General features: G+C 65.6%; 16 protein-coding genes. 7 read left to right on the top strand and 9 right to left on the bottom strand.

The features are described from left to right. The first annotated feature begins 14 nt into the window (after positions 1–14). Together OU419_RS26925 and OU419_RS26930 are read left to right on the top strand one after the other, a co-directional pair. Positions 15–527: a dihydrofolate reductase gene (locus OU419_RS26925; protein ID WP_254475314.1), complete on the top strand. Its 513-nt coding sequence runs from the start codon at positions 15–17 to the stop codon at positions 525–527. 33 nt (positions 528–560) lie between these two features. Beyond that, positions 561–899, top strand: coding sequence for a hypothetical protein (locus tag OU419_RS26930; protein ID WP_254475210.1), 339 nt, complete (start codon positions 561–563; stop codon positions 897–899). Between the two features lie 63 nt (positions 900–962). On the opposite strand, the gene OU419_RS26935 is transcribed toward OU419_RS26930, so the two are convergent. Further along, positions 963–2,753, bottom strand: coding sequence for an acyl-CoA dehydrogenase C-terminal domain-containing protein (locus OU419_RS26935; RefSeq protein WP_254475212.1), 1,791 nt, complete (start codon positions 2,751–2,753; stop codon positions 963–965). 1 nt (position 2,754) lies between these two features. Beyond that, on the bottom strand, positions 2,755–3,990 hold the full coding sequence (locus OU419_RS26940; RefSeq protein ID WP_254475214.1) for a 3-hydroxyacyl-CoA dehydrogenase: 1,236 nt from the start codon (positions 3,988–3,990) through the stop codon (positions 2,755–2,757). A 104-nt stretch (positions 3,991–4,094) separates the two neighbouring features. Between OU419_RS26940 and OU419_RS26945 the strand changes: the two genes are divergently transcribed. Continuing rightward, positions 4,095–4,994: a LysR family transcriptional regulator gene (locus OU419_RS26945; protein ID WP_254475222.1), complete on the top strand. Its 900-nt coding sequence runs from the start codon at positions 4,095–4,097 to the stop codon at positions 4,992–4,994. Between the two features lie 95 nt (positions 4,995–5,089). Here OU419_RS26945 and OU419_RS26950 read toward each other — a convergent pair whose 3' ends face one another. The 5 genes from OU419_RS26950 to hslO form a co-directional block, all read right to left on the bottom strand. Continuing rightward, positions 5,090–5,692: a nitroreductase family protein gene (locus OU419_RS26950; protein WP_254475224.1), complete on the bottom strand. Its 603-nt coding sequence runs from the start codon at positions 5,690–5,692 to the stop codon at positions 5,090–5,092. A 147-nt stretch (positions 5,693–5,839) separates the two neighbouring features. Beyond that, complete coding sequence (locus OU419_RS26955; protein WP_254475226.1) at positions 5,840–7,339, bottom strand: flavin-containing monooxygenase; 1,500 nt, start codon at positions 7,337–7,339, stop codon at positions 5,840–5,842. 127 nt (positions 7,340–7,466) lie between these two features. Then, on the bottom strand, positions 7,467–9,395 hold the full coding sequence (locus OU419_RS26960; protein WP_254475228.1) for a RecQ family ATP-dependent DNA helicase: 1,929 nt from the start codon (positions 9,393–9,395) through the stop codon (positions 7,467–7,469). Between the two features lie 165 nt (positions 9,396–9,560). Continuing rightward, positions 9,561–11,102: a phosphoenolpyruvate carboxykinase gene (locus OU419_RS26965; protein WP_254475230.1), complete on the bottom strand. Its 1,542-nt coding sequence runs from the start codon at positions 11,100–11,102 to the stop codon at positions 9,561–9,563. A gap of 168 nt (positions 11,103–11,270) precedes the next feature. Further along, complete coding sequence (gene hslO / locus OU419_RS26970; protein WP_254475231.1) at positions 11,271–12,164, bottom strand: Hsp33 family molecular chaperone HslO; 894 nt, start codon at positions 12,162–12,164, stop codon at positions 11,271–11,273. 114 nt (positions 12,165–12,278) lie between these two features. On the opposite strand from hslO, the gene OU419_RS26975 reads away from it, so the two are divergent. Continuing rightward, positions 12,279–13,079 carry a phosphatase PAP2 family protein gene (locus tag OU419_RS26975; RefSeq protein WP_254475233.1) on the top strand — a complete coding sequence of 267 codons (801 nt, stop codon included), beginning with the start codon at positions 12,279–12,281 and terminating at the stop codon, positions 13,077–13,079. A 61-nt stretch (positions 13,080–13,140) separates the two neighbouring features. On the opposite strand, the gene OU419_RS26980 is transcribed toward OU419_RS26975, so the two are convergent. After that, a complete protein-coding gene (locus OU419_RS26980; protein WP_254475235.1) occupies positions 13,141–13,533 on the bottom strand; it encodes an RNA-binding S4 domain-containing protein in 393 nt (130 codons plus the stop codon). A gap of 101 nt (positions 13,534–13,634) precedes the next feature. On the opposite strand from OU419_RS26980, the gene rimB reads away from it, so the two are divergent. The 3 genes from rimB (at position 13,635) to OU419_RS26995 (ending at position 16,197) form a co-directional block, all read left to right on the top strand. Continuing rightward, positions 13,635–14,111 (top strand): retropepsin-like aspartic endopeptidase RimB, encoded by a 477-nt coding sequence (gene rimB / locus OU419_RS26985; RefSeq protein ID WP_456239212.1) that lies wholly within the window; start codon positions 13,635–13,637, stop codon positions 14,109–14,111. After that, a complete protein-coding gene (gene rimK, locus OU419_RS26990) occupies positions 14,108–15,013 on the top strand; it encodes a 30S ribosomal protein S6--L-glutamate ligase (RefSeq protein WP_254475237.1) in 906 nt (301 codons plus the stop codon). Before rimB ends, rimK begins: the two co-directional genes overlap by 4 nt. 251 nt (positions 15,014–15,264) lie before the next feature. Continuing rightward, a complete protein-coding gene (locus OU419_RS26995; protein ID WP_254475239.1) occupies positions 15,265–16,197 on the top strand; it encodes a S66 peptidase family protein in 933 nt (310 codons plus the stop codon). On the opposite strand, the gene OU419_RS27000 is transcribed toward OU419_RS26995, so the two are convergent. Then, positions 16,191–17,510, bottom strand: a complete 1,320-nt coding sequence (locus tag OU419_RS27000) for an ATP-binding protein (protein ID WP_254475241.1) — start codon at positions 17,508–17,510, stop codon at positions 16,191–16,193. The genes OU419_RS26995 and OU419_RS27000 overlap by 7 nt on opposite strands. Positions 17,511–17,629: the final 119 nt, after the last annotated feature.

A 17,629-nucleotide genomic window follows, 5' to 3' on the forward strand; every position in this document is an offset into this window, starting at 1 on the left:
CCACTGGAGTCGAGATGGCCCAAGCCCTGCCCCTGGCGATGATCGCCGCCCTTGCCGACAACCGCGTGATCGGTGTCGACAACCGCCTGCCCTGGCACCTGCCGCAGGACCTCAAGCACTTCAAGGCGATGACTCTGGGCAAACCGGTGATCATGGGCCGCAAGACTTGGGATTCGCTGGGCCGCCCGCTGCCGGGCCGGCTGAACATCGTGGTCACCCGCCAGGAGGGCCTCGTGCTGGAAGGCGCGGAAGTCTTCACCAGCCTCGACGCCGCGCTGCAACGTGCCGCTGAATGGGCACAGGAAGAGGAAGCCGAGGAGCTGATGCTGATCGGCGGCGCGCAGCTCTACAGCGAGGCGCTGGAGCGCGCCGAGCGCCTCTACCTGACCCGCGTGGGCCTGAGCCCCGCGGGCGATGCGCACTTCCCCGAGGTGAACGAGAGCCAGTGGCACCTGGCATCGAGCATCGAGCACGACGCGGAAGGCGACACCCCGGCCTATGCGTTCGAGGTGTGGGAGCGGGCCTGAGCCCGCCCGCACACTGCGCAACGGGGCGAACGGATGCCGGGAATCACGCTGGAAATCCCCCAGGGCAACGTGGAGTTCTACGTGGCCTCGCTCGCCAGGGGCGTGCTCATGGCGATGCAGACGGGGGCCATCGGGCTGGAAGCAGGAGTCTGGAGCCTGGGCCGGCCGGTGTTCCAGCAGGCACTTCAGGGCAGTATCAGCGCGGAACTGCGAGCAATCCTCCAGGCATTCGATGAGCTGGACGCTTTGAAGGAGCTGAGCGGCGATGCCGGCGCGACGCTGGAACGCCTGCTGAGCGAACTCGATGTGTGCCAGCGACGTGCCGCGATCTCCGGTACCACGGACTTTCTGATCCGCACCTCGCAGGCATAACGCCCAGCACAACGAAAAACGCCGCCCCGGCTGCCCGGAGCGGCGTTTTTCATTGCGGCGGCATCAGAACGCGAAGTGCTCCGCGTCCAGTGCCATCAGGCAGGAGGCACCCCCCAGCAGGGCCTCGCGGTGCATGCTGGCGCGCGGCAGGATGCGGCGGACATAGAAGTCCGCACTGGCCAGCTTGGCGCGGTAGAAGTCCGCGTCGCCCTCGCCCGCTGCCAGCTTCGCCTGCGCCACGCCAGCCGCGCGCACCCAGAGCCCGGCGAGCAGCACGTAGGACGAGTACTGCAGGAAGTCCACGGAGGTGGCGCCGATTTCCTGTACGTCGCGCTGGCAGGCAGCGATCACTTCGGCGGTGAGGCTGCGCCATTCCAGCAGGCGCTGGCGCACGGTTTCCGACAGCGCCGCCAGTTCGGGGCGGGCGCCGGCGACCTCGCATACCGCGGCTAGCTCGCCGATCAGCGCGTTCAGCTCGGCACCGCCGTCGCCCAGCAGTTTGCGGCGCACCAGGTCGAGGGCCTGGATGCCGTTGGTGCCTTCGTAGATCTGGGTGATGCGGCTGTCGCGCATCAGTTGCTCCATGCCCCACTCGCGAATGAAGCCGTGCCCGCCATAGACCTGCACACCGAGGCTGGCGACTTCCTGGCCCATGTCGGTGAGGAAGGATTTCACGAACGGGATCAGCAGGGCCGCGCGCTTGCCCGCGGCCTTGCGCGCGTCGGCATCGCTATGGCCGTGCTCCAGGTCCAGCTCCCGTGCACACAGGGCGGCCAGCATGCGGCTGCCTTCGGTGAGGGTCTTCTGGGTCAGCAGCATGCGCCGCACATCCGGGTGGACGATGATCGGGTCGGCAGCTTTCGACGGCTCGGCCGGGCCGCTCAGCGCGCGCGATTGCAGGCGCTCGCGGGCATAGGCCAGCGCGCCCTGGAAGGAGCGCTCGGCGATGCCCAGCCCTTGCAGGCCGACCTGGAAGCGCGCGTCGTTCATCATGGTGAACATGCACGCCAGGCCCTGGTTGGCCTGGCCGATCAGCCAGCCGGTGGCGCCGTCGAAGTTCATCACGCAGGTGGACGCGCCCTTGATGCCCATCTTGTGCTCGATGGCGCCGCAGCTCAGGGCGTTGCGCGCGCCCAGCGTGCCGTCGGGGTTGGCGATGAACTTCGGTACGAGGAACAGGCTGATGCCCTTCACTCCCGCCGGGGCGTCCGGCAGGCGCGCCAGCACCAGGTGGACGATGTTCTCGGACAAGTCCTGCTCGCCGCCGCTGATGAATATCTTGCTGCCGCTGACGCTGTAGCTGCCGTCGGCCTGGGGTTCGGCGCGGGTGCGCAGGAGGGCGAGGTCGGTGCCGGCCTGGGGTTCGGTAAGGCACATGGTGCCGGCCCATACGCCGCTGACCATCTTCGCCAGGTAGTCGCGCTGCAGCTCCGGCGCGCCGTGCTTGTACAGCGCCAGCACCGCACCCTCGGTGAGGCCGGAATAGACACGGAAGGACAGCGAGGCGGCCATCAGCATCTCGTGGAAGCAGGCCGCGACCATCTGCGGGAAGCCCTGGCCACCAAACTCGGTCGGCCCGGTCATGCTTGCCCAGCCGTTGTCGCAATACTGCCGGTAGGCCTCGCGGAAGCCGTCCGGGGTGGTGACTTCGCCATCCTGCAAGGTCGCGCCCTGCTCGTCGCTGTTGCGATTGAGCGGTGCGACCACTTCGCCGGTGTAGCGCGCGCCTTCTTCCAGCACGCCGTCGATCAGTTCGCGGTCGAGGCCGTTGCCCAGTTGCTCGCAGTGGGCGCTGACGTCGAACAGTTCGTGGAGGACGAAGCGCATGTCGCGCAGGGGTGCCTGGTAGCTCATCTCAATGCTCCTGTTTTACGTCGGCGAAGCGGCCACCGGCGGCGGCCAGGCGCTCGATCAGCGCGGCCGGTTGCCAGTGCGCGCCGTGCTCACCGGACAGGTCGCGCAGGCGCGCCAGCACGCTCTGCAGGCCCTGGGCGTCGGCCCAGGCCATGGGGCCGGACTTGTCCTTGGGGAAGCCGTAGCCGTTGAGGTAGACGGTGTCGATGTCGGCACTCGTGGAGGCAATGCCTTCATCGAGGATCTTCGCGCCTTCGTTGACCAGCGCCAGCAGGCAGCGCTCGACGATTTCCGCGTCGCCGATGTCGCGGCGGGCATAGCCCAGGCGCTCGGACTCGCGCAGCACCAGGGCGTCGACTTCCGGGTCGTGCTCGGCCTGACGGCTGCCCGGCTCGTAGTGGTAGAAGCCGTTGCCGGTCTTCTGGCCGAAGCGGCCCATCTCGCACAGGCGATTGTCCACCTGCACGGTCGGCGCGTCCTGGCCCTTGCCGGCCAGTTCGCGGGCGCGCCATTCGAGGTCGATGCCGACCACATCGAACATGCGGAACGGCCCCATGGCGAAGCCGAAGCCCTGGATTGCCGCATCCACCTGGTGCGGCAGCGAGCCTTCGAGGATCAGCCGGCGCGATTCCTGGACGTACTTCTCCAGCATGCGGTTGCCGATGAAGCCGTGGCAGTTGCCGGCCACCACGCTGACCTTGCCCATGCGCTCGCCCAGTTCCAGCGCCGCGTCGAGCACGGCGGGCGCGGTCTTGGCGCCGCGCACGATCTCCAGCAGCTTCATGATGTGCGCCGGGCTGAAGAAGTGCAGGCCCAGGACCTGGGACGGACGCCCGGTCACGCTGGCGATGGCGTCGATATCGAGATAGGAGGTGTTGGACGCCAGGATGGCCGAGGGTTTCAGCGCCGCATCCAGCTCACGGAAGATCGACTGCTTGAGTTCGAGGTTCTCGTACACCGCTTCGATCACCAGGTCGACCTCGCGGATCGCCGCATAGTTGGCCGCCTGGGAGATGCGCGCGCGGCGTCGGGCCGCCTCGGCTTCGTCGATACGGCCCTGGCGTACGTTATGTGCGTAAGTGTCGGCCACCACGCCCAGGGCCTGGGTCAGCATCTGCGGATTGTTGTCCAGCCACAGGACCTGCACGCCGGCGTTGGCCAGGCACATGGCGATGCCCCGGCCCATGGTGCCGGCGCCGATGACGGCGGCGCTGGCGATGCGGATGTTCTGGCTCATGTTGTTCCTCTTGTCAGCCTGAAACGCTCGTTTGAAGACCCATCACCTTAGGGAAGGCGGTACTATTTTTGAAATTTTGAGTTGTGATAAGTGGCATTCACCCGATGAATATGAACAACTTCGATCTCAACCTGCTGCGGGTGCTCGACGCTCTGCTGCGCGAGCGCAACGTTTCCCGCGCGGCGGAGCGCCTGGCGCTGAGCCAGCCTGCGGTGAGCAACGCGCTGAACCGCCTGCGGGAGTTGCTCGACGACCCGCTGCTGGTGCGCGTGGGCCGCGCCATGCAGCCGACGCCACGGGCTCTGGAACTGGAAGCGCCGATCCGTGATGCCTTGCAGCGCATCGGCCAGAGCCTGGCCGGCGGTGATGCTTTCGACCCGGCACGCAGCCGTCAGCGCTTCACCCTGGCGCTGACCGACTATGTCGAGGCGTTGTGCATGCCACACCTGCTCCAGAATCTGGAGGCCGAAGCGCCAGCCATCGGCGTGGCCATCCAGCACCTGACACCGACGCTGCCGGCCGAAGCGCTGGACAAGGGCAGCCTCGACCTGGTGCTGGGGCGCTTCGAGGACCTGCCGGCACGCTTCCAGCGGCGCGCGTGGGCCAGCGAGACACTGCGCCTGCTTGCCCGGCGCGGGCATCCTCAGGTAGACGCTGCCATCGACCTGACGACCTTCCTCGCTCAGCGGCACCTCTGGGTGTCGGGCGGGCAGACCAAGGGCATGGTCGACCAGTGGCTGGCCAGCCAGGGGCTGAAGCGACAGATCGCCTACATCACGCCGAACTATCTGCAAGCCGCGCACCTGGTGGCCCGCACGGACTTGCTGACAGTCCTGCCAACCCGTCTGGCCAACTACTTCGCCGAGTTGCTGCCTTTGCAGGTGCTGGAGCTGCCGTTCGATGTGGGACAGTTCCACCTGGAGCTGGTCTACCTCGCCCAACGCGAGCGGGATACGGCATTGCAATGGTTGGTGGAGCGGATAGTGGACTCCGCGCCGAAGTAGCAGGAAGCACGACGTAGATGGGTGGAGCGCAGCGATACCCATCCTACGAAGAGCAAAAACAAAAAAACGCGCCCGAAGGCGCGTTTTCGTCTGGATCAGAAGCGATCGCGAATGATCGTCTCGTCCAGCGGCAGGCGACCGATGCGCGGCTTGGCTTCGACGGCCTGTTTGCCCACGGCGACCATCAGGCCGATGACGTGGTTGTCCGGCAGGTTGATCAGCTTGCCCACGGCGTCGAAGTCGAAGCCGTCCATCGGCACGCTGTCCAGGCCACGGCCACGGGCGGCGAGCATCAGGGTCTGGGCCACCAGGCCGCAGCTGCGCATGGTTTCGTCGCGCTGGGTCTGCGGCTTGTCGCGGTAGTAGCCGTCGATGGCGCCGACCATGAAGCCCTGCACCTCGGCCGGAGCACCTTCCCAGACGCGGCTGGCGTTGGCCTCCCAGCTATCGATGCGGGCACAAACCACCACCAGCATCGAGGCTTCGGTCATTTGCGCCTGGTCCCAGCCCACTTCGCGGATGTGCGCGCGCAGTTGCGGGTCGCTGACTTCCACCAGACGCACGTGCTGCAGGTTGAAGGCGGTAGGGGCGAGCAGCGCCAGTTGCAGCAGCTCGTCCTTCTCTTCGCGGCTCATCACGTAGGTGGTATCGAAACCACGGATGGAACGACGGGTGCGGATAGCGTCATCGATGTGCATGGAAAATCCTCTGGCTTGCATGGGCGGGAATGACGCGCATGGTAAGCGGAGTGGACGGCCCGGTGCAGGGCGGCATATCGATAATGTCTATCCAGCGCTTCGATTGGACGCAGCGGGAGCCCGTCGTACAAGGCTCCCGCTGGGTGATCAGCTTTCCAGCGCCTGCACCGGGACCGCCGTGGCCTGGTGCTGCTTGGGCGAGGTGAAGGTCAGGTAGCCGTCCTCGACCTTGCCGTAACGCAGCAAGGCCAGGTCCAGGGCATAGTTCTGGTAGAGCTTCCACGGCGCGCGGTCGCCCTGCTTGGGCATCTTGTCGGCAGCGCGCTGGATGTAGCCGGAGTTGAGGTTGAGGAAGGGTTCCTCCTTCACCTGCCCGTGGGTCTGCCGCGGGGTGCACTGGCGCATGCCGATGGCATCGAGGTGGTTGATCAGGCGGCAGAAGTACTCGCTGGAGAGATCCGCCTTGAGCGTCCAACTGGCGTTGGTGTAGCCGACGATGGCGGCCAGGTTGGGCAGGTCGCGCAGCATGATGCCGCGATAACCCATGCTCTGGGTCACATCGAACGGCTTGCCGTCGACGGCCAGTTCCGCGCCGCCGAACATCACCAGGTCCAGCCCGGTGGCGGTGACGATGACGTCCGCTTCCAGCACTTGCCCGGACTTGAGCAGGATGCCCTTCTCGCAGAAGCGCTCGATGTGATCGGTAACCACCGACGCCTTGCCCTGGCGCAGCGCCTTGAACAGGTCGCCGTCGGGCACGCAGCAAACGCGCTCGTCCCACGGCTTGTAGCGCGGGCTGAAGTGGCGCATGTCGAAGTTCTTGCCCAGTTGCAGGCTGGCCAGCTTGAGCATGAGCTTGCGTACTGCGCCGGGGAACGCCTTGGAGGCCATGAAGAAGATCATCTGCATGGTCACGTTGCGTGCCCGCGCCTGGCGGTAAACCCATGTCTCAGGCAGGAACCGCCGCAGGAAGTTGGAGATCGGATCCTTCTGCGGCAGCGTGATCACGTAGGAAGGCGAGCGCTGCAGCATGGTGACGTGGGCGGCCTTGTCGGTGAGCGACGGCACCAGGGTCACGGCAGTGGCGCCGCTGCCGATCACCACGATGCGCTTGCCGCCATAGTCGAAACCTTCCGGCCACAACTGCGGGTGGATGATCTGTCCGCCGAAGCTCTCGCGGCCAGCGAATTCCGGGGTGTAGCCGGCGTCGTAGCGGTAGTAGCCGGTGCACATGAAGAGGAACTGCGCGCTCATGCGCACCGGTTCTTCCTCGTCGCCGCGCTGCACGGTGAGGTTCCAGCGCGCGCTGTCGCTGTTCCAGTCGGCCTTGAGCACGCGGTGGCGGAAACGGATGCACTCCTCTACACGATGCTCGCGGGCCGTATCGCGGATATAGCTGAGGATCGACGGGCCGTCGGCGATCGCCTTGGGGTCGGTCCAGGGCTTGAAGTTGTAGCCCAGGGTGAACATGTCCGAATCGGAGCGGATGCCGGGATAGCGGAACAGGTCCCAGGTGCCGCCCAGGGATTCGCGCCCTTCGAGGATGGCGTAGGACTTGCCGGGACACTGCTTTTGCAGGTGGCAGGCGGCGCCGATGCCGGACAGGCCGGCGCCGATGATCAGTACATCCAGGTGCTCGACGGACATGCGATAGGCTCCTCGGCCGGAAGGCGGCAACGCCTGAGTGAGTCTAGGAGGAATTTCCTGCCCTCACCCTACAAGGCCCGCGAGAAACCGGCCGCCGACCTTTAGTCGTGCGCAGCGCCGGCCAGTGTTACCCCAGTTGCGCCACGACCCAGGCGCGCACCTGGGCGTAGGGGTAGCCCTCCAGCGCCGCGTGGCCGGGTAGCGAACGCGCGCGCAGGCGGGTCAAGGCCGGCACGCTGATACCGCAGAGGAAGCGGGTGATGCAGTCCGGGCTGGGTGGCACTCCCCGTGCACCGAGGTACTTGTCGAGGAAGGCAGCACAGCGGCCTTGCAGCGTCCGTCCGTCCAGCGGCGGCAGGCTGGGCGGTTCCGGCAGGCGAGCCACGCGCCCGGCGCACACCGAACAATGCCCGCAGTGCCGCGGTGCGTGAAGATCGCCAAAGTAGCGGGCCAGCCGCCAGCTAAGACATTCCTCGCTGGAAAAGAGCGACAACATGGCCTCGATGCGCGCTATTTCGCTGGCTTCATGGCATTTGAAGTAGTCGTGCAGCTCGGTGCTGAGCGCCTGCGGAGCGAAACCGCCATCCAGCACCGAGTACACCTCGGTCATCTGCTTGCTTTCCAGTTCGATCCAGCCGCGCTCCTGGAAGTAGTCCAGGGCCTTCACCACTCGCGCGCGCTCGGTGCCATGACGCTGGTAGAGCGCGTCGAAATCCAGGGTCGACCAGGTGCGCGCACGCGCCGAGGTGCTGAGGATAGCTTCGACGAACTGCCTGCGCTCGCCCTCGAAGCGCTCGGCCAGCGCCTGTGGTTCGATCAGGTTCTTGAAGCGATATTCGGCGAAATAGGCGAAACGAGGCGCAATTATGCCGCGTAGCTCCAACTGCACCAGGAGTGTCTTGAGCGGTAGCTGGCGGATGTTCGAGTGATCCGACAGCGCGGTCAGCATCAACTCCCATTGGCCGCCGGGAGCGGCGGCGATCTCCTCCAGTACGGTGCGGATGCCCTCGCGTTCGGGCGTATCGCCGTAGACGAAGTTTTCCAGCACGCTGAGGCTGTCGCGGTTGGCCAGCACCAGGCACTCAGACGGCTGGCCGTCACGCCCGGCACGGCCGATTTCCTGGCTGTAATTTTCCACCGACTTGGGCAGATCGAAGTGCACGACGTTGCGGATATCGCTCTTGTCGATGCCCATGCCGAAGGCGATGGTGGCAACGATGCAGTTCAGCTCGCCGCCCATGAAGCGCTGCTGGATCGCCTCGCGCTCCGGGTGCTCCATGCCTGCATGGTAAGCGCAGGCCGCGAGCCCGGAGGCGCTCAGGTGCGCGGCTACTTCCTCGGCGGTCTTCTGCTGGGTCACATACACGATGCTCGGCTGCCCGGCTCGCGCGCGCAGCCACTCCACCAGACGCGCACGCTTGGCGGAGCTGGCGACCGGCTCCACCTGCAGGTCGAGGTTGGCACGGTAGAAGCCGGTGGTCACCACGTCGGCCTCGGCGATCCCGAACTTGCTGCGCATGTCCGCGATCACCGCGGCAGTGGCGGTGGCGGTCAGCAGCAGCACCTGGGGTATGCGGAACTGCTTCTGGTAGTCCGGCAGCTTCAGGTAGTCGGGGCGGAAGTTATGGCCCCACTCGGAAATGCAGTGGGCCTCATCGACCACCAGCAGCGAAATCGGCACCTCGCCAATGAAGTTGCGGAAGCGCTCGTTCTTCAGGCGCTCGACCGAGATCATCAGCACCTTCAGCTCGCCACTGCGCGCCCGCGCAACGGTCTGCGCCACCTGCTCGCGGCTCTGCGCCGAGTCGATGCTGGCGGCGGCAATGCCGTGGCGGGCAAGAAACGCCAGTTGGTCCTGCATCAGCGCCAGCAGCGGCGACACCACCAGGGTCAGGTGCGGCAGCATCAGCGCCGGCAACTGGTAGCACAATGACTTGCCGGAGCCGGTAGGAAATATCGCCGCCGCCGAGCGCCCGGCCAGCACGGCGCTGACCGCCGCCTCCTGTCCGGGGCGGAACTGACGGAAGCCGAAGACGCGTTCGAGGGTGTCGTGCATGGGGTACTCCATTGCCTCGCTCAGGCCCTTGCTATGCCTGCGGGAACGAACCGGTCGAGGGGATTTCGATGCCCATCCTCTGCGAAGGATGCCTTGGCGAGCAGCCGCCGCGAAACACCAATGAAAAAGCCGCCCGAAGGCGGCTCGTTCGAAGAACGGGCGCGCTTAGAGCTGCGGGCCGGCGTTCTTGATGGCGTCGCTCACGTCGAACTTCTTGAAGTTCTCGATGAACTTGCTGGCCAAACCCTTGGCAGCTTCGTCGTAGGCAGCCTTGTCTTCCCAGGTATTGCGCGGGTTGAGCAGATTGGTCTCGACGCCCGGAACGACCTTCGGCACGTCCAGGTTGATGATGTCCAGGTGCTCGGTCTCGGCACCGACCAGAGCGCCGCTCTGGATGGCAGCGATCACGCCACGAGTGGTCGGGATGTTGAAGCGCTTGCCGACGCCGTAGCCACCACCGGTCCAGCCGGTGTTGACCAGGTATACCTTGGAGCCGAACGCCTTGATGCGCTTGATCAGCAGCTCGGCGTAGACACCGGCCGGACGCGGGAAGAACGGTGCGCCGAAGCAGGTGGAGAAGGTCGACTTGATGCCGCCGCCCGAACCCATTTCAGTGGAACCGACCAGCGCGGTGTAGCCGGACAGGAAGTGGTAGGCAGCCTGCTCGTTGTTCAGGATCGACACCGGCGGCAGAACGCCGGTCAGGTCGCAGGTCAGGAAGATCACGGCGTTCGGCTCGCCGCCGAGGTTCTTCTCGGAACGCTTCTCGACGTTCTCCAGCGGGTAAGCCGCGCGGGAGTTCTGGGTCAGGCTGTCGTCGGCGTAGTCCGGGGTGCGGTTCTCGTCGAGGACGACGTTTTCCAGCACGGCGCCGAACTTGATGGCCTTCCAGATGACCGGTTCGTTCTTCTCGGACAGGTCGATGCACTTGGCGTAGCAGCCGCCTTCGATATTGAAGACAACGCCTTCGCCCCAACCGTGCTCGTCGTCGCCGATCAGGTAACGGCTTTCGTCAGCCGACAGGGTGGTCTTGCCGGTGCCCGACAGACCGAAGAACAGGGTGACGTCGCCGGCTTCGCCGATGTTGGCGGCGCAGTGCATCGGCAGTACGTCTTTTTCCGGCAGCAGGTAGTTCTGCACGCCGAACATGGCCTTTTTCATTTCACCGGCGTAGCGCATGCCGGCGATCAGGACCTTCTTCTGAGCGAAGTTGAGGATCACGCAGCCATCGGAGTTGGTGCCGTCACGCTCGGGCACGCACTCGAAGTTGGCGACGTTGAGGACCTGCCACTCTTCGCGGCCAGCCGGGTTGTACTGTTCCGGCTCGATGAACAGCGCGCGGCCGAACAGGTTCTGCCAGGCGGTGGCGGTGACCATTTTGACGGGCAGGTAGTGGTCGTAGGCCGAACCTACATGGACGTGGGAAACGAAGTGGTCCTGGGCGTCGTTGAAGGCCTGGACACGGTCCCACAGGGCATCGAACTTGTCGGCCGGGAACGGACGGTTGATGGCGCCCCAAGCGATGGAATCCTTGCTGCCCGGCTCTTCGACGATGAAGCGGTCGGCAGGCGAGCGGCCGGTGCGGTGGCCGGTCTTCACCACCAGCGAGCCGTTGTCGGCGAGTTCGCCTTCGCCGCGGCGAATGGCTTCTTCGACCAGTTGGGCAACGCTGATATCGGTGTAAACGGCTTTGTTGGCTTGCGTCATGTGGGTCCCCGTCGGCCGAAGCCGAGTCCTCCAAACATTGCGTAGTGACTTCTAATTCCCACTACCGCGGAAAAAAGTCGCGGGATTATGCCAGAAAAGAACTGTTCTCGTGCAGCCTCTGATCCGGCGAGAGCGTCATTGGTTCGGCTATCGGACAGATAGGCTCGCTCAATGACGGGTTGCTGACGGTGTCTGGCTGCCGCCGCCGGAGAACAACTGGGCGACGTCCGAACCGTCGAATCGATAGCGCTGGTTGCAGAACTGGCAGTCGATGACGATCTCGCCGTCCTCCTCGGCCAGCAGACGCTCGGCGTCCTCCAGCCCAAGACTGACCAGGGCATTGGCCGAGCGTTCCCGCGAGCAACTGCAGCGGAACACCAGCGGCTGCGGATCGAACAGGCGCACGTCGTCCTCGTGGTAAAGGCGGTGCAGCACGGTGGCGTTGCCCAGCCCCAGCAGCTCCTCGGCGGTGAGGGTGTCGGCCAGGGTGGTGACGTGCTGCCAGCTTGCCTCGCGGGACTCGGCGTCGCGCTGGCGATCGGCTGGCAGTTGCTGCAGCAGCAGGCCACGGGCTCTACGGCTGTCGGCATTGAGCCAGAAGCGCGTGGGGAGCTGTTCGGACGTCGCGAAGTAGGTCGACAGGCACTCGGCCAGGGTCAAGCCTTCCAGCGGCACGATGCCCTGGTAGCGCTTGCCGTTCTTCGGGTCGACGGTGAGGGTGAGCACGCCGTGGGGCATCAGCTCGGGCAGGCCGGCGGCATCGCCGATGGCCTCTGCGTCATAGCGGGCCAGGCCACGTACTTCGCGGTCGCTGGAGCATTCCACCATCAGCAGCGGCACGGCACCGTTGGAACGCGCCTGCAGCACCAGCAGACCATCGAACTTGAGGGTGCCGCACAACAGCGCGGCGGCGGCTAGCATCTCACCCAGCAACTGCGCGACCGGCTGCGGGTAGGGGTGCTTGGCCAGCACTTCGGCGTAGCTGCGGTCCAGCTCCACCAGTTCACCGCGAACATCGGTGTTGTCGAACAGGAAACGCTGACTTTGATCGATTTGGGACATGCTGGACACGACGCTGATACAGAAGGAAATGACAAGCCGATGACAAAGGCCTATAAAGCGCCCTTTGTCGAACTCGGCGCCCTGAAGCCGTTGTCAGAAGGGGGTATCGATTTTATGGATAAAGCCACTCCGTTCCAAGCCACCTGGTCCTGGAAGCCATTCATAGCCTGCCACCTGATGGCGCTCGCGCTGCTCCTGCTGTGGCTCTGGGAGCCGACACGCGCGGCGATGAACCTGTTCGACTACAGCCTGTTCAGCCTGCTCAACCAGCCCCTGGCGACCAACGAAATCTGGCGCCTGACCTGGGCGGTGGCCAGCACCCGGCCGTTCGACCTGCTGGTCGGTGTGATCCTCCTGCTGCTGCTCATTCGCGGCGACTGGATCTTCAAGGCCAGCCAGGCGCGCGCCGCCACCTTCGGTTTCCTCTGCGCGGCGGTGGTGCTGGTGATCGTGCGCATCCTGTACGCCAAGCTCGCCCACAAGCTGGGCTGGCAGCATGCGAGCATCTCCAGCCTGGTCGACGACGCGGTACACCTGGGCCACTACTTCCCAAGCTGGGAAGACACCGCCTTCGAGATCAAGGACGAATCCGCCCGCAGCTTCCCCGGCGACCACGCTTCGGTGCTGCTGATCTGGGCGCTGTTCCTGACCCTGTTCGCCCGCACTGCCGTACAGTGGATTGTGATCTGGGGCCTGGCCCTGCTGTTCATGCTGCCGCGCCTGGTGGCCGGTGCGCACTGGGGCCAGGACGACTACATCGGTGGCGTCCAGATGGCTCTGGTGGCCCTGGCCTGGAGCTGCTTCACTCCGTTCGCCGCCAAGGGCAGCGCCGCGCTGGTGCGCTGGACCCAGCCGCTGTTCGATCTGCTGGCGAAGATCCCGCTGCTCAACCGCCTGAGCGTCATCGCGACCTGATTCGCTCCCCGGGCCGGCTGGTCCGGCCCCTGTGCCTTCCTTTATAGGGAGCCTGCCGCGCTCAACCCTGGTCGCGGAAGCTGAACAACTGGCGGCGCTGCTTCTTGGTCGGTCGGCCGTCGGTCTGTACGCCCAGCGCCCCAGCCTTGCGCATGGCAGCAGCTTCGTCCCTGCGCTTGATGCTCTGGGCGGTTTCCTCGTACAGCAACTGGGCTTCGGCGGCACCGCGGCGCACCATCGACAGCGCCTTGACCACCACCGTGCGCTCGTCGAAGCCGGTGCGGATCACATATTCCTCGCCAACCTTCGGCTCCTTGCCCGGCTTGCAGCGCTCGCCCCGGCAATGCACCTTGACGCCATCGATGGCGTCCTTGGCCAGCGAGCGCGTCTTGTAGAAGCGCGCCGCCCACAGCCACTTGTCCAGGCGAACCCTGTCGTCGTCTTTTTCGCTCACGTCATCACCTCGTCACGCGGGCCTGAGAGTGTACCGCGCGCCCCGCTGGCGGGGCACAAGCGCCCTGACTAGAATGCCGGCAAACGCCGGGGACGCCTGCCTTGAAGACATTCGACCAACTATCGGTAATTGGTTTGCGCGAGTGGATAGCCCTGCCCGAACTGGGCATGGTTGGCCTGCGCGCGAAGATCGATACCGGCGCCAGCACCTCCAGCCTGCACGCCAGCGACATCGTGCCGTTCCGCCGCAACGGCCAGAGCTGGGTGCGTTTCGTCGCTCACCTGGGCACCCAGGTGCAGCGCCGTCACCGCTGCGAAGCGCCGGTAGTGACGATGAAGACCATCAAAAGCTCCAACGGCCAGGCCCAGACCCGCTATGTGATCCGCACGCTGCTGGCCCTCGGCGATCGCGCCTGGCCGGTGGAGTTCACCCTGGCCTGCCGCAAGACCATGCGCTACCGCGTGTTGCTGGGCTCCAAGGCTCTCGTGCAGGGTCAACTGGTAGTCAACCCCGGTCTCGCCTACGTCCAGGAAAAACCTCTCATCATGGTTCCCGCCACCCTTTCAGGTGATCAATGAAAATTGCCGTGCTGTCGCGCAATCCGCGTCTGTATTCCACCCGTCGGCTGGTGGAGGCCGGACAGCAACGCGGCCACGAGATGGTGGTGATAGACACCCTCCGCGCCTACATGAACATCGCCAGCCACAAACCGCAGATCCACTACCGGGGCCAGCCGCTGGAAGGCTTCGACGCGGTGATCCCGCGTATCGGCGCCTCGGTGACGTTCTATGGCTGCGCCGTGCTGCGTCAGTTCGAGATGATGGGTGTGTTCCCGCTCAACGAGTCGGTCGCCATCGCCCGCTCCCGCGACAAGCTGCGCTCGCTGCAACTACTTTCGCGCAAGGGTATCGGCCTGCCGGTGACCGGCTTCGCCCACTCCCCAGACGATGTGCCGGACCTGATCGAGATGGTCGGCGGCGCGCCGCTGGTGATCAAGCTGCTGGAAGGCACCCAGGGCATCGGCGTGGTGCTCTGCGAGACAGAGAAAGCCGCCGAGTCGGTTCTCGAAGCCTTCATGGGGCTCAAGCACAACATCATGGTGCAGGAATACATCAAGGAAGCCGGCGGTGCCGACATCCGCTGCTTCGTGGTGGGTGACAAAGTGATCGCCTCGATGAAGCGCCAGGCCGCGCCAGGCGAGTTCCGCTCCAATCTGCACCGCGGCGGCAGCGCCAGCCTGATCAAGATCACCCCGGAAGAACGCATGACCGCCATCCGCGCCGCCAAGGTCATGGGCCTGAACGTTGCCGGCGTGGATATCCTGCGCTCCAACCACGGGCCGCTGGTGATGGAAGTGAACTCCTCGCCGGGGCTGGAGGGCATCGAGTCCACCACCGGCAAGGACATCGCCGGCGTTATCATCGAGTACCTGGAGAAGAACGGTGGGCCGCATCTGGCGCGGACCAAAGGCAAGGGGTAAGTCGGGGCTTTCGCGACGCATGCGTCGCGCCGGCGAACGCCAGGCCACGGATGGGCTGGTAAGGGGCACAGAGAAGCATGTAGTCACGACAGGATGTTGTCTCAGGATATGCGCCTCCCGCCTGACGGCGGATAAAGCGTCCCGCTTTATTCGCCCTACGGGTGTTTCTCCTTCCGCTTTCATTGCCACGCTGAACCATCCACGAGCAAGCTCGCTCCTACATGTCACCCCGCAGTAACCGGACTCATCTCATGCCGTCTTCCCGATCCAACGCCGAACTCAAATGGTCGCCCATCGAAGGCCGCATCGCGCTGGTCGCGCCTGCCTCAGCCATTGCCGAAGAGGTACTGGAAGCCACGCTGCGCCAACTGGAAGTGCTGGGCGTGGACTATCACCTCGGCGCCCATGCAGATGCCCGCTATCGCTATCTGGCCGGCACGCCGGAGCAACGGCTGGAGGACTTCCATGCGGCCTTCGAGCTGGACGATGTCAGCGCCGTCTGGTGCCTGCGCGGCGGCTACGGCTGTGGACAACTGGTGCCGCAACTGGACTGGCAGCGCCTGAAGGCCGCATCGCCGCGCCCGCTGATCGGCTTCTCGGACATCTCGGTCCTGCTCAGCGCCTTCCACCGTCACGGCCTGCCGGCGATACACGGCCCTGTCGCCACCGGCCTGGGGCTGCAACCGCTGAGCGCACCCAGCGAACAGCGCGAGCGCCTGGCATCGCTGGCCTCGGTCAGCCATGTGCTCGAAGGCGGGCCCGGCAAGCTGGCGGTACAGCACCTGGCCGGGCCGAAGCGGACCGCCGAAGGCCCGCTGATCGGCGGCAACCTCACCGCACTGGCCTGCATGGCGGGCACGCAAGGCGCGCTGTACGTGCCCGACGGCGCGATCCTGATTCTCGAAGACGTCGGCGAGCCTTACTACCGCATCGAGCGCAGCCTCTGGCAGTTACTGCACAGCCTCGCAGGCGCGCGCCTGGGCGCGGTATGCCTGGGCGGCTTCACCGACTGTCCGCGCAAAGGCGTTGCACATAGCCTGGAAGAAATTTTCGCAGAGTACGTCGCGCCGCTCGGAGTCCCGCTCTACCACGGACTCCCCAGCGGGCATGGCGCGCAGAACCGTGCCTGGCCCTATGGCCGCCAGGCAGTGCTGGAAGGCAAGACCCTGCGTTGGGATCAGTGAGCGTCGCGCGGCAGTAGCAGGCCGAGCGGCAGGCAGACGCGGGCTTCGACACCGCCGCCTTCGCGGTTGCGCAGCTCGATACTGCCGCCGTGCTGTTCGGCGATGCGCTTGACGATGGCCAGCCCGAGACCGGTGCCTTTGCCGCCGCGCGCCTTGTCTCCACGGAAGAAGGGGTTGAAGATGTTCTCCAGTTCCTGCGGGTCGACGCCCGCGCCGCGGTCCAGCACGCTGAGCACCACATAGGGCGCGCCGCCGCCACCGGCGACATGCGCCGCTACTTCGACCTTGCCGCCGCCGTGGTTCAGGCCGTTCTCGATCAGGTTGCCGAGCAGGCGCTTGATCGACACGCGGCGGAAGCGGAATTCCGGCAGCGGTTCCAGGCACAGGCGGACGCGCTCTTCCTTCTGATTGAAGGCGTCTGCCACCTCGCACACCAGGCTGTACAGGTCGCCCTCTTCCACCGGCTCGTCACGGCCGTCGCGAATGAAGGCGAGGAACTGGTCGAGAATGGCATCCATGTCTTCGATGTCGCGGACCATGTCCTCGACCATCTCGCGGTCGCTTTCCGGCATCAGCTCCAGTGACAGGCGCAGGCGGGTGAGCGGCGTGCGCAGGTCGTGAGAGACCCCGGCCAGCATCAGCTCGCGTTCGCGCCCGGCCTGCTCCACGTCATCGGCCATCTGGTTGAAGGCGCGGTATACCTCGGCCATCTCGCTGGGCGTTTCCGGCCCCAGCGGAAGGCGCACGCTGCGTCCCTTGCCGAACTCGCGGGAGGCAAAGACCAGGCGTTTGAGCGGCTGGCTGAGCAGCCGCACGAAGATCCACGCCGCCGCAGTGGACAACAGGCCGATGCCGAGGAACCAGCCCAGGACGCTCCAGATCTGCTGGCCACGCAACGGGTGCGGGTAGAGCGGTACGCCGATCCAGCCCTCGCCCAGGGTCGGCGCGCGCACCCAGAGCATCGACGGATGGTGGATCCGCAGGCGCGTCTCGGTGTCGATACCCAGTTCCATGCGCATCTGCCGCTGGAAGATTTCCGTATACGGCCAGTGCTGCTCCTCCGGTTGCCCCTCTTCGTGGGGCGCCCACTTCAACCCGGCGGACTGGGCGATGGCTTCCCGCGATTTCTCGTCCGCCGCCCAGTAGGCGCGCACGGTCAGCGCCGCGCCGTGGCTGTATTGGCGGTCGACCAGCATATCCTCGTTCATGAGCAGGTAAACCAGCGTCAGCGCCTTGGAGAACAGCACGACGATGAGCACCAGCCACAAGGTGCGGGCGAAGAAGCTTTGCGGGAACCAGAGGGGTGTTTTCACAACGGTGTATCCAGTGCGGAATCGGAGGATGCGCAGAGCCGGCCCAGAACGCGAAGCCGCCGCGCGGACAGTGATCTGTCACGGCAAACGGCGGCGAAAAGGTTCTGGGCGATTCCGCC

The organism is Pseudomonas triclosanedens (assembly GCF_026686735.1).
GTDB classification, from domain to species: domain Bacteria; phylum Pseudomonadota; class Gammaproteobacteria; order Pseudomonadales; family Pseudomonadaceae; genus Pseudomonas; species Pseudomonas triclosanedens.